General features: G+C 41.7%; 8 protein-coding genes. 4 read left to right on the top strand and 4 right to left on the bottom strand.

The window, feature by feature from the left end; translation table 11 throughout:
- Positions 1–807, top strand: a complete 807-nt coding sequence (locus tag C1E24_RS18810; protein ID WP_138484137.1) for an undecaprenyl-diphosphate phosphatase — start codon at positions 1–3, stop codon at positions 805–807.
- Positions 808–1101: 294 nt separating this feature from the next.
- Here the strand turns inward: C1E24_RS18810 and C1E24_RS18805 are convergent, their stop codons facing one another.
- Together C1E24_RS18805 and C1E24_RS18800 are read right to left on the bottom strand one after the other, a co-directional pair.
- Positions 1102–4005 carry a TonB-dependent receptor plug domain-containing protein gene (locus tag C1E24_RS18805; protein ID WP_138484135.1) on the bottom strand — a complete coding sequence of 968 codons (2904 nt, stop codon included), beginning with the start codon at positions 4003–4005 and terminating at the stop codon, positions 1102–1104.
- A gap of 449 nt (positions 4006–4454) precedes the next feature.
- A complete protein-coding gene (locus C1E24_RS18800; RefSeq protein WP_138484133.1) occupies positions 4455–5573 on the bottom strand; it encodes a tRNA nucleotidyltransferase in 1119 nt (372 codons plus the stop codon).
- A gap of 100 nt (positions 5574–5673) precedes the next feature.
- Between C1E24_RS18800 and C1E24_RS18795 the strand changes: the two genes are divergently transcribed.
- Positions 5674–6594, top strand: coding sequence for an ExeA family protein (locus C1E24_RS18795; protein WP_138484131.1), 921 nt, complete (start codon positions 5674–5676; stop codon positions 6592–6594).
- 11 nt (positions 6595–6605) lie between these two features.
- On the top strand, positions 6606–7691 hold the full coding sequence (locus tag C1E24_RS18790; protein WP_138484129.1) for a general secretion pathway protein GspB: 1086 nt from the start codon (positions 6606–6608) through the stop codon (positions 7689–7691).
- A gap of 113 nt (positions 7692–7804) precedes the next feature.
- Here C1E24_RS18790 and C1E24_RS18785 read toward each other — a convergent pair whose 3' ends face one another.
- On the bottom strand, positions 7805–9013 hold the full coding sequence (locus tag C1E24_RS18785; protein WP_138484128.1) for an HD-GYP domain-containing protein: 1209 nt from the start codon (positions 9011–9013) through the stop codon (positions 7805–7807).
- Between the two features lie 137 nt (positions 9014–9150).
- Positions 9151–12954, bottom strand: coding sequence for a bifunctional proline dehydrogenase/L-glutamate gamma-semialdehyde dehydrogenase PutA (gene putA, locus C1E24_RS18780; protein ID WP_138484126.1), 3804 nt, complete (start codon positions 12952–12954; stop codon positions 9151–9153).
- Between the two features lie 138 nt (positions 12955–13092).
- On the opposite strand from putA, the gene C1E24_RS18775 reads away from it, so the two are divergent.
- Positions 13093–13572, top strand: a complete 480-nt coding sequence (locus tag C1E24_RS18775; protein ID WP_058029014.1) for a winged helix-turn-helix transcriptional regulator — start codon at positions 13093–13095, stop codon at positions 13570–13572.
- Positions 13573–13662 lie beyond the last annotated feature (90 nt).

The following is a 13662-nucleotide window of genomic DNA, read 5'->3' as shown; positions in this document are numbered from 1 at the left end:
ATGAGCATTATTGAAATTATTGTGTTGGCCCTAGTACAAGGTCTGACAGAGTTTTTACCTATTTCGAGTTCAGCACATTTAATTCTGCCGTCACAGGTATTGGGCTGGCAAGATCAAGGCACGGCCTTTGATGTCGCTGTTCACGTTGGCACATTGTTAGCGGTGATTATCTATTTCAGAAAAGAAGTTGTTGATATTTTAACTGCTTGGTTTAACTCATTTGGTGCAAAAGGCAAAAAAACGGATGATAGCCAGCTTGGCTGGTGGATCATTTTGGCAACCTTACCGTCATTGATTATTGGTTACTTATTAAAAGATTTCGTAGAAGTATATTCTCGTAATGCGTGGATCATAGCTACAACGACCATCGTATTTGGCTTATTACTTTGGTATGCCGATGCAAAAGCGAAACAAATCAAAACCATTTATCAAATTAACTGGGTAATGGCGCTATTGATTGGTTTGTCGCAAGTGGTTGCTATGTTATTCCCGGGCACATCGCGCTCAGGTATAACAATGACAACGGGTCTATTACTTGGTTTGAATAAGCAAAGTGCAGCACGTTTCTCTTTCTTGATGTCTATTCCCGTTATTGCTGCAGCGGGTTCATACTATATCTATAAGCTATCGACAGGCGATGAACTGATTGATTGGAACGCGATTATTTTAGGTGCGGTGTTATCGTTTATTGCGGCTTACGCGTGTATTTACTTTTTCTTAAAAGTGATTGAGAAAATGGGCATGTTCCCGTTTGTAGTTTACCGTTTGCTTTTAGGTCTAGGACTATTTGCTTTCTTAATGTGGTAAACGTTATTTAAGTTTTTTAGCATGACTATAATGACAGCGCTTCGGCGCTGTTTTTTTATGTCTAAAACAAAATAGTAAATAATCTCTTGAGAAACGAGAAACGAGAAACGAGAAACGAGAAACGAGAAACGAGAAACGAGAAACGAGAAACGAGAAACGAGAGACGGCTAATCCCAATTTTCATTAGCTCAAGTAATAATAGCTTGGCTTTAAAATTATCATGATCAAGTGTCAGTTTGAGGCAATAAAAAACGCCTCCGAAGAGGCGTTTCGAAATACTAACTTCTAACTAGATTAGAAAGTGTATTTAGCACCGATTGATAGACGGCGACCTTTCACGTCAAAGAATTCACCATCATCATAAGTGAACGGGTTACGTGGTGGTTCACGGTCTAATAGGTTGTTAATACCTACACGTAACTGTAACTCATCCATTAGATACGTCTTGTACATGAAATCAAATGTCGTGTAAGACGGGATATCGTTATAGTTGTTGTCTTCTGCAGTCCAGTCGTTGTCATTTACAGTTGAATGACGGTAGTTTGCCGTTAACACGTAAGATGAATCATCTTGAGAGTAAACAGCACTTAAACGACCTTTCCAGCGTGGAGATGCAGTTTCACCAACGTAGTTACGGAAGTCTTCTTCACGACCAGTTGAGTTTTGGTTGTCATCAATTAGGTACGTTGCAGTTAGCTTAAGAGATAGGCTACCGTTGAATACGTCTGTACGGTAAGCTGACTCGAAGTCCATACCTTTCTTAGTGATTTGTGCAGCATTGATTGGACGAGTGTAGAAGTGAGTGATATTGCCCGTCTTCTCGTCACGCTCAAAGTTACCACAGAATGGGTTATCTAAAGAAGATGACTCATAACATAGTGCAACACTGTTACGACCGAAGTATTCAATTGCGCCATCAACTTCAAATGACCAGTAGTCCACTGTGAAGTCTAAACCGTCTACGAATGAAGGCGTGTAAATTACACCGACTGTGTAGTCGTTTGATACTTCATTCTCAAGGTTTTGGTTACCTTGAATGTAACCAGGCAGGCTACCGCCACCGATCCACTCATCAGTTGGCATCCAACCAGAAGCTAGGCCATCTGCTTGACAATTCTTGATGACATTGTCTTTGTACTTGCTACCAGAACTTGCAATTGAATCAGCACGACATACGTCCGCACGACCTGAGCTAAACGTTTTTGAGTTTGGTGTGAATAAATCACCTAGGTTTGGCGCACGTACTGATTTTGAACGGTTTAAACGTACACGTAGGTCGTCAGTTACACCCCAGTTAAGTGCTAGTTTCCACGCGTTATCAGAACCAGTTACAGAGTAGTCCATGTAACGGAATGCAGTTTCTAGTGTTAGATCTGTCGCAAGGAAAGCATCTTCAAGAAGTGGGATTGAGATTTCAGCTGATAGTTCGTCAACTTCAATTTCACCGTCCATCGGAAGGCTAGAGTTACCGAAAATTAAGCCTTTTTCCATGTTTTCAGATGGTGCAGTTGTTGCTGATTCACGACGGTGCTCCGCTGTGAATGCTGCAGCTACATAACCTGCTGGTAGTTCATACAAAGAACCATCTACAGTTAATGCAAATACAACTTGGTCGTGTTTAGCAAAACGAGTTGCCGTCGTTGCAATGTAATCTTGCTGAGCTGCTGTTGCAGATGTAGCGCCCATTGGGTTGAAAGGTGTACAACCTTCAATTGCACCAACCACATTGCCTTCTGCATCGCGATCAGCACATACGATTTGACCGTTATACTCTACAGCGTCAATCGCGTTTGTAAGGTTTTGTGTTAATACTTCACCTGTCCAAAGCGTATCTTGCTCGATACGTCCATATTGAACGTATGTGCTGTAACCCCAGTCATCAGTTAAGTAACCTTCAGCGCCAAAAGAAGTACGGAATACTTCACGCTCTTGGTTGTACATACGGTCACCCCAAAGGTGCTCGTTTGCTTGGCGAAGCGTTACAGAAGTAAGCTCATTGTCGTCCATTAGCTTCGCCATATCATCTTTGATGAATGCGTTGTCGCGACGAATCGTGTGACGGAAGAAAGCAGGTGAGCTTTCTGTTGTTGCATCTGTGTTTGAGTAAGTGAAGTCAAACGTTAATGCATGCTCATCATTTAGCTGATAAGTACCGTAAGCTGATGCAATTACACGCTCAAGCGGAGTTTGGAAGTAAGACTTATAACCATCGCTAAAGATACCATCACCCATATTGTTTGCATCAGTGAAGTAACGGTTTGCATCACGGCCAACACCTGGATTTGGGATCATACCAAGGCCGTTGTCGAATGCACGGATGTTACCGTTCTCATCAAATGTGTAATGGTGGTTTAAGTAACCATCTGTAGAGAAAGCGTTTTTCGTGAAGAAATCACCACCTTCAGAGTAATACGCAAGCGCAGTTGGTTGACCAAGAATAACGCGACCAGGAACATTGTCGTCACCGCTTGCATTTGCTGGGTTGCCGTATGAGTTTACTGGGTTTGCGAAGAAATCACGGCTAAGCTTTGTGTAGCTTTCGTTTTCTGTGTAGTTTAAAGAGGCAATGAAAGATAATTTATCTGCTTCCATACCGCCAGTGATTGAGAAATAGTTTGACTCACCACCGCTTTGCTCTGGACGAACTGTTGAAACGTCAACTTCGATACCGTCCATAGACTTTTTAGTAATGATGTTTACAACACCTGCAACAGCATCTGCACCATAAACAGCAGCAGCACCACCTGTTGCGATTTCAATACGCTCAATCATTGACGTAGGGATGTTGTTTAAGTCAACAGCAGTGTCACCTACAGAGCCAGGTACGAAACGACGACCATTAACAAGCACTAAAGTACGCTCTGAACCTAAACCACGAAGGTCAGTTGTATTCAGGCCTGAAGCATAAATGTAGTTAGTCGTTGTTTCAGGAGAAAGGCCAACTGTCGCTTGAGGCATTTCTTCAAGTAGGTCGTTTACGTTAGTAATACCTTGGTTTTCTAGTTCAACACCACCGATCACAGTAACCGGAGTTGGAGACGTTAGGTTAAAACGCTTAATTTTAGAACCCGTAACCTGAATGCGCTCTACTTTTTGCGCTTCAGTATCTGTATTTGCTACCGCAACAGTACCTGCTGCAGTACCTGCTAGTACAGCAGCCTGAATGCTTGCTGTTAATAGGTTTAACTTCTTCAACATATAACCTTTCTCTATTTGTTTTGAATCTCACATGCGTTGCATGTGCCATAGGTCAGGTACTGTTTTTAGCATAAGTAATTGTTACTTAATTCTTTGCTCTGTTTGTGTTAAATGTTCCCTTTTTGTGAATTGTGTTTTTATTTTGGGTTTTAATTGTTTTTGTTATTTAATTACAGCGGTTTACAGCTTGTGTTTTTGTAATCTTAAATTTACAGGTGAGGGTTGCTGTTTGGTTTGTTAATATTTGTTTTAACTCTTTGTTAGTGTGTGCAAACTTTCGTTAAAGATGTTGCTTTTTTAGTGTTCGGAAATGTAACTTTGTTGTTCTTGTTAATGTTAATTGGGCTGTTTCAATAATGAGCATTTAAGGAGGAAAATAAAAAATAATGGGAACTTTAGAGATGTTGAATAAAAAAACACCTCTAAATGTATGTAAAAAGAGCGAGCTGTTAACTGAGTGTTTTTTCTATTGCAGCAATTCGCGCTGTTTGTAATCCAAGTTTAATCGCTGCACCGTGATATCCTAATGAGATGACCTGTTGTGCAGTAACCGCTTGAGATGCCATCGCACAATTTTGTAGCGTTTGTGCAATATCCTGCTGACACTGTGTATATTTTAGTATCTCTAGTAACAAGTTAAAACGTTCTGGACGACGCCAAAGATCTATAAGGTTAAAGAACTCTAAAATATTTTCAGGGCTAAAGTCTTTTTCATTTAAAAAGTTATTTAATAACTTAAAGTCTCTCAAGCTGTTTGCAAAAGTGCTGGGGATCTTTAACGTCTGTTCTATATGTTTAAGGCCATCAGGTGAGCTGGTTTCAAGACAAAAACAAAAGTGACAAACTTGCAGTGTGTCAGAATCAATTGCAATCTCTTTTGTGGCTACAAATTGATTAGCACTTGTTATTTTTTTGGTTTCTAAGTTGGACCAGCTTGGCAAAATAGGAAGGACATCAGCTAAAGCATTAATGTCATTTATTACTTCTAAGAATAAATGAAGGGTTTTGGTTTTTAGACATTTTTCTATCTCTATCCAGATACGCTCTTTGGTTAATGTTTTAAGTTCACCACTGGCAACCATATCTTTCATAAGCAAAAGCGTTTCAGGCGCAATGGTAAAGCCTAAATGATGGTAACGCGCAGCAAATCGAGCAACGCGTAAAATGCGGAGTGGGTCTTCACTAAAAGCTGGGCCAGTATGCCTAAGTAAGCGGCTTTTTATATCTGCTTGGCCCTGGCAAGGGTCAATCAGCTGTCCATTTTCATCTTGTGCAATGGCGTTGATAGTTAAATCACGGCGATACAAGTCTTCTTCTAACGTGACTGTCGGGTCGAAGTCACATATAAAGCCGGTATAACCTTGTCCGTTTTTACGTTCTTTACGAGCGAGGGCGTATTCGTCTTTACTTTTCGGGTGTAAAAAAACAGGGAAGTCTTTCCCAACTTGTTTGTAGCCTAAAGACTGCATTTCATCAGGGGTGCTACCGACGACGACATAATCGTGTTCTACAACTGGGTAATTTAAAAGCGCGTCACGAACAGCGCCTCCAACTAAATAAACTTTCATGTGTATTCCAATGTTTCAACGGGTGCACTTGGTTTCAAGGTTTTATCTTGCGCACTTTTTTGCCATTATAGGGCCTATCATAACAATAAAGAGTTTTATCGTGTATTTAAGCTATTTTGGGTTGAAAGAGAAGCCGTTCTCAATTGCGCCTAATCCTGAGTATTTATATATGAGTGAGCGCCACAAAGAGGCGCTGTTACACTTAAATTATGGATTGGGTGACACAGGTGGGTTTGTATTACTGACGGGTGAAGTTGGAACTGGTAAAACCACCATTACGCGTTCAATGCTGAAATCATTGCCTGAGAATACCGAAGTAGCTTTTGTATTAAATCCTGCGCTTTCTGAACTAGAACTACTAGCAAGTATCTGTGATGAGTTAACAATATCGTATGATCCAGAAACCGCGACTCTTAAAAGCTTAACTGACGCCTTAAAAGCGCGATTTACAGAGAATTATAAAGCGGGCGGCCACACTTTACTTGTGATTGATGAAGCACAGCATTTATCACCGAGTGTTCTTGAGCAACTGCGTTTATTGACCAACCTTGAAACAGACGATAAAAAGTTGGTGCAAATAGCGCTGATTGGTCAACCAGAATTGCAAACCCTACTACAGCGTAATGAGCTTAGGCAATTAGCTCAGCGTATTACTTCTAGATATCATTTATTGGCACTGACAGAATCTCAAGTGTTTGCGTATATTCAGCATCGCCTGCAAACCGCGGGCTGTGATACTGCTTTATTTAGCCATGAAGCTGTATCGCATATTTATAAACGTACTCAGGGGATCCCGCGTTTAATCAACCTGCTGGCAGACAGATGTTTGCTTGGTGCTTTTTCTGCGCAGAAAAGAGTCATAGATAAAGCGGTTGTTGAACAGGCTGCAAAAGAAGCCCTACCTATGGTCAGCGTAAATAGTGAACCAGCTTCTGAAAGTAAGCTGAAGAAGTTTGCGCCTGTCTTGTCTCTTATTGTAGCAAGCTATATTGTTGGTTTTGCTGCTGCTTATATTTTTTAAGAAGTTCAATTATGTCTATTATTGATGCCGCATTTAAACAATCACAAACCGCAAACAATACTGAGCAAGCGCACTTAGCCTATCAACAAACAAAACAATTGGCTTTCTATAGAAAGCTATCGATTGGTCTTGCGGGTGTTGGTTTGAGTGTCACTTTTGCATTGGCTGGGTTTTACAGCGGCCAATACCTTCAAAGTCAATCTCAATCAATTGCGACCTTACAAAATCAGCAAGAGCAAGCTGAAGGAACAACCGAAACAGTAGCGCAGCAAGAAATAAAGCAACAAGACAATGTATCGCGCTCGCAGCTAACTGCTGAAAACCTAAATAATCAAGGGGCTGTTCAATCCGGTGAACAATATCAATGGATGTCAGTGCAAGTTGGGGTAAACGAGCAGGGGACGCCTATTTTTAAACAGCAATTGGTACCGCTGTCGGCTGTTGCTCAGATCAATACTGAGCTAGCCGAGTCTTCTGTTGTCAGCAATACCGTTATACCTGAACAACGGGAAGAAGACTTAAGCCAGTATCGTGTATTAGGTAAACCACTGGATAATACGCAGTTGAATAGTCAAGTAGGTGCATCTTCACAAACAACATTACCGCAAGAAGATATTAGTCAGTATCGCGTATTAGGAAAACCACTAGAATCTGAGCCTGGGATACAAACAGAGTTGTTTAATAACTCCGCCTCTCTGAGCAGTACAGAAAATAAAACACCAGAAAGTACAACTGAAGAAGTAACTGATGAGGCAGCAGAAAGGTTAAAAGCGGCATTTGAGCTTGCGGTTGCAGAAACGGCAGATAAAGATTTTACTGAGGCAGAGCCTACCGAAACTACGCCAGAAAAAGAGCGCTTATCTATTGAATTTCTACCTGCAAAAACACAGGCTGCAATAGGAAAGTTGACGTATCAAGCTCATATTTATGCCACCTCAGAGCACAAACGTTGGATAAAAATCAATGGCGTTGAACTGTACGAGGGTGACAAAATTAATGGTATGAGGTTACTGGAAATTGCGCCAGAGGCGAGTGTTTTTAGATTCCAAGGGTATGACTTTGCAGTGAAAGCCATGCAAGATTGGCAGCCTTATTAATAACCCTTGATCGTAATTTAGATATAAATTAAAGCCTAAATCACTTATGTTGTTTAGGCTTTTTTATGTCAGCGCCTATTAAGGCATGCGGAGGCGAATTTAATGAAAGCACCTTATGGTAAAACTGAGTGCTTGAAAAACTTAATCAGATCTAAACCAAACTCTTCAGGTTTTATTGCTGCTTCTAACTCATCCGTACAGCGCTTTTCTGCCAAATCTATGTCTTCAACAGCGATGTGATACATTGTTTTGGCACTGTAAAACACTTTAACAATGGGCTTTAGGGGTTGCTCTGGGTTTGAGCTTGCAACCATGCCTACCCTTTGAGACTTCAACTTTACCAAAGAGCCAACAGGGTATACCCCAATACAGTTAATGAATTCATTAAGGAGTTTTTCATCAAAGTGGTGTGGACTGCTTTCTCTGAGCATTTTAAAAGCTTGAATTGGTGTAAGCGCTTTTTTATAAACTCGTTCAGCTGTAAGCGCATCAAATACATCAACAATCGAGGCCATTCTGACATAGTCTGATATTTCCCCATTACTTAAACCTTGTGGGTAACCTGAGCCATCAAGTCGTTCATGGTGAAAGCCTGCCACTTCGCAGCTTATCTTAGATAAGCCAGCTTCAGTGACAATTTCATAACTGAATTGTGCATGTTGTTTCATTTGCTCGAATTCGCTGTCACTGAGTTTACCTGGCTTGTTGAGGACTGCATCATTGACTTTTATTTTACCGATATCATGGAGTAAAGCGCCGGTAGCGAGCTGTTCGATAACCTCTCTATCTAAACGTAAATGCTTAGCAAAAATAGTAATGAGTGTGGCAACATTAATAGAATGCTCGAGTAGATAAGCGTCTTTTTGTTTGATCATGGCAATGCAAGATAGGGCATCTTGATTGCGGAAAATTGAATCTATAAAGCTCGTTGCTACCTCTTTAAAAGCCTCGACATCAATAGGATTACCCGCTTTTAAATCTGCAAAGGCTTTTGCTTGAAGTGCTTTTGCTTCTTCAACAAGTTTCATTGCCTGATTTATTTCAGCGCTGATGGCAGTAGATTTATGCCATGGGTCTTTTTCTTGATCAGGCGTACTTTGAATATCAGAGTCGGGCGCAGTAATACCGTGTTTGTTACTGCTTAAGTCGAGCATTTTATCCGGGTCTACTTCAACTCTTAAAATACCCGCAGAAGCGAGTTTGTCGATGCTAGTTTGTGTTTTGACCCAGCCTTGCGTTTTGACTTGTACACTGCCTGTTTGCTCTAACACACTCACGACAAACATGCCGGGCTGTAACTCTTCAATATTTATGCTCTTCACATTACTTTCTTTTTTAGTGCCAGTTATTTAAGCCTAGCAAAAGATAGATAAAAAAACAGTTGAGGGAGATCATGAAAATAAAAAAGCCTGTACTTAATTAAAAGTACAGGCTTTTTAAAATCAAAGATTAAAATAGCTTATTCGTCGTCTTCAACCAATGTCATTAGTGACGTGTTACCACCAGATGCGGTAGTATCGATACTGATGGTCTTTTCTGTCACTAGACGGTTAAACAGCGTGTCGTAGTACTCAGCACTGATCACAGGCAGGATAGCGCCTTTACGTGCAGCCAGTTGCGTGCTGAAGTAACCTTTACGTGCACAGCCACTGCCTACTACAGCTGCTGCAAGGTGATCATGAGCCAATACCGCAGGCAATTGGTTAAGTTTAGCAACCTGCATAACACCTTCAGCTACACCGCAGCTGATTAACTTGTCTCTAAAAGCAAGTGCTTCTTCGTGGAATAAGTCAGACACTACAGTGATCACGGTGTTACCAGCAGCCAGTGAAGTAATGATAGACATTACCCAGAAGTTGAATGAGGTGTCTTTATCTGCAAAACACACAACACAACCACGAGGCTCGTAACGAATTGTATTTGACTCACCTGTAGGACCTGGAAGTTGTACAACTTTGCTTAAACGTTTTTCAACACGAATAATTTGCTCACGTGCATCAGCTAAAGTGTGTGATAGGTCATCAGCAAGTTGATCCATAATCTCAACATTGGCAAGTTTTGCTAATAACTGACGTACCACAGATACGCGGTTGTTTAGCGGCATTGCACGCCAAGCTTTTTCATCACGCATTGAGTTTTGCATTAGCTGGCTAACTTGCTCTTGCGCACCTTGGAATGCTTTAAGCGCTTCAGTATCAACTGCAACGTTAGTAGATTGACGGTTATCAGGTGTCTTGTTCTCTTTTACTAGGCGAGATAAGTAATTAGGGCCACCTGCTTTAGGGCCCGTACCAGAAAGACCACGACCACCGAACGGCTGAACACCTACTACCGCACCAATCATGTTACGGTTGATGTAAATGTTACCAGCTCGTGATTGCTTAGCTAAGTAGTTTGCACGCTCTTCAATACGTGAGTGAATACCCATGGTTAAGCCAAAACCAGTGCTGTTCACTTGGTCGATTACTTTATCGATTTCAGTGCCTTTGAAGCGGATCACGTGTACACATGGGCCGAATACTTCTTTCTTCAGTACAGATAGGTCTTTGATCTCATATAAACGAGGTGCAAAGAAGAAATGACCAGTGTCACCCATATCAGGTAATGGACATTCAAAATGCAGTGTTGCATTGCCTTTTAAGTACTCTACGTGCTCAGTAAGAGCGCTATGGGCTTTTTGGTCGATTACCGGGCCAACATCCGTTGAAAGGTAAGCAGGATCACCAACATGTAGCTCTTTCATTGCACCTTTGATCATGCTGATCACTTTGTCTGCGATTTCTTCTTGTACAAATAGTACACGAAGTGCAGAACAACGCTGGCCCGCAGATTGGAAGCCTGAAGAGATCACATCGTCAACAACTTGCTCCGGTAGCGCCGTTGAATCAACGATCATACAGTTTTGACCACCGGTTTCAGCAATCAGAGGCACTTGGTCGCCACCGCGCTCAGCAAGCGTTTGTGAAATACGCGTACCTGTCTCGGTAGAGCCTGTGAACATAACGGCTTGAATACGCTCATCAGGTACAATCACCTGACCAACTTTGCTACCACGTGCGATAACAGGCTGGACTACGTTTTCAGGTAAACCAACTTGCTTCATTAGGTCGATAGTACGAAGTGCGACCAGTGATGTCTGCTCAGCTGGTTTTGCAATAACAGTGTTACCTGTCACGATTGCCGCTGCCACTTGACCTAAGAAAATCGCCAATGGGAAGTTCCAAGGGCTGATACATAAAATCACGCCACGAGGAGAGAAACGCTCGTCTAAAGAAAGCTCTTCTGCTTTTGCTGCGTAGTAACGACAGAAATCAACCGCTTCACGTACTTCGTCGATACCATCTTGGGCAATTTTACCTGCTTCTTTAATACACAGAGCGATTAATTCGTCAGTGTGTTCTTCAAGAATATCACCAGTACGGCGAAGAATGTCCGCGCGCTCGTTAATTGGCACTTTAGACCAAGCTTCGAATGCTTGTTCTGCGTTGGTCACTAGCAGCTTCATTTCAGCTTCGTCTTGGTGACGAATTGAACCAAGTACTTCATCGTGGTTTGCAGGGTTGATAACCGCTTCATGACCTTCAGGCACATCATTGTGGCTAATTAGATTTTTTTCTACCCAAGCATTTAAGTTTTCACGCATTGGCGTGATGTGATTAATGTTGGTTAAGTCTAAACCTTTAGAGTTGTTACGCTCTGCGCCGAACATATCGATAGGCATGGTGATTTGCGTATTACGCTTGTTACGTAAACGCTGAATTTTTTCTACCGGATCTTCTAATAGGCTTTCAACAGGCTTGCTCTCATCAACAATCGCGTTAACGAATGAAGAGTTTGCACCGTTTTCTAATAGACGGCGAACTAGGTAAGCTAGTAGGTCTTCGTGCTGACCAACTGGCGCATATACACGACACTGTACTTTGTCTTCGGTTACAACTTGGTTGTATAACGAGTCACCCATGCCATGTAGACACTGGAATTCGAAGTTGTTGTATTCGCCGTTTGCTAGTTCAAGAATTGTTGCTGCAGAGTATGCGTTGTGCGTTGCGAACTGAGGGAAGATCACATCACGTGCGTTCATTAGTTTAATCGCACAGGCTTTATAAGATACGTCAGTGCTTGCTTTACGTGTGAATACCGGGAAGCCTTCAAGGCCATCAGCTTGAGTTAGTTTTACTTCAGTATCCCAGTAAGCGCCTTTCACAAGACGAACCATCATCTTACGGCCAACGCGACGGCAAAGAGCTTCTAACCAGTCAACAACCCAGATAGCGCGCTTTTGGTATGCTTGCATTGCCAGACCGAAACCGTTCCAGTCACCTAATGCTTCATCAGAGAATACTGCTTCGATGATGTCTAAAGAAATATCTAAACGGTCAGCTTCTTCAGCATCCACAGTGAAGTTGATGTCATATTGTTTAGCTGCAAGTGCAAGTTCTTTTAGTTTAGGCACTATTTCAGCCATTACACGTTCACGGTGTGAGAACTCATAACGAGGGTGAATCGCTGAAAGCTTTACAGAAATACCAGGGCTCTTGATAGGACCACGGCCCTTTGATGCTTTGCCAATGACATGAATCGCGCTCATATAGCTGTTGAAGTAACGCTCAGCATCGGCCATAGTGCGTGCTGCTTCACCTAGCATATCGTAAGAATAGGCATAGCCTTGTGCTTCTTTTTCTTTGGCACGCTCTAGGGCTGCTTCAATGGTGGTGCCCATTACGAACTGCTGACCCATGATCTTCATTGCGTATTGCACAGATTTACGGATAGCTGGCTCACCAATACGGCCCATAGTGCGTTTTAGCAGACCAAACTGTTCTTCTTTCGATTTGTCTGCATAGTCAACCATCTTGCCAGTCAGTAATAAACCCCAGCTTGATGCATTAACAAATAGAGAGTCACTGTTACCTAAGTGAGAGCTCCAGTCACCTTGACTTAGCTTGTCACGAATTAGTTCGTCTTGTGTTTCTTTATCTGGCACGCGCAGCAACGCTTCTGCTAAACACATTAATACGATGCCTTCTTCAGAAGATAAAGAATATTCTTCTAAAAGCGCATCAACACCACCTTTCCCTCGGTTGTCTTTGCGAATGTTTAATACCATTTGACGCGCGCGCTCCCAAGCACGGCTTCGAGCAGAAACACCAACTTCTGCTAAAGGCAAAATCTCATCGATTACTTGCTCTTCATCGATGCGATAAAAGTCACGGATCTTTTGACGGATCGGACATTGGGTCGTTAAGTCGCCTTTAAATAGCATAATGTGAACCCTCTAAAATTATAAGGTGATAGAAATTTCGTGCATTGTATACAAATACCAGCAGAAGATGCTGGTTTAATTTATCTATTTACGATAATTTACGGGGTAAATTTAAAATAATTCAGCATAAAATTCTGTATGACAACTTCAATCAAAACACGTGTGCTAGATCGCATTGATTTAGCAATTTTAGACGCTTTACACAAAAACGGCAGAATTTCGAATGTAAATCTCGCTAAGGCAGTAAACTTAAGCCCTAGCCCGTGTTTAGACAGAGTAAAAAAGCTTGAAAGTGAAGGTTATATCGAGGGGTATAGCGCTCGATTAAATCCTGAAAAATTAGGCCAGCATTTGGTGGCCCACGTAGAAATACGATTAAAAAGCTCTACAGAATCGGTATTTGAAACGTTCAAACAGCATATTATTCGGATCCCCCATGTTGTAAGTTGTGACATGGTCGCAGGTGGTTTTGATTATTTAGTGAAAATCCGTGTGCCAGATATGACCGTTTATCGTGAAGTGTTAGGACAAATTGTAGAAATTCCGGGCGTTGGTACAAATCATACTTATATGGTGATTGAGCATGTAAAACCAGATTTAGGAGTAGGGGTGCTTTAGGGTATGGAGTGTTTTTACTAGGTTTAATTTATTAAAAGCTTGTAATACATTCATGTATCTATAAGCTTTTACTCGCTTACTCGCTTACTC

The organism is Pseudoalteromonas phenolica, from assembly GCF_005876835.1.
Taxonomy (GTDB): Bacteria; Pseudomonadota; Gammaproteobacteria; order Enterobacterales; family Alteromonadaceae; genus Pseudoalteromonas; species Pseudoalteromonas phenolica_B.
Note: the sequence above shows the minus strand (reverse complement) of the source record. Positions and strands in the feature narration are given on the sequence as shown.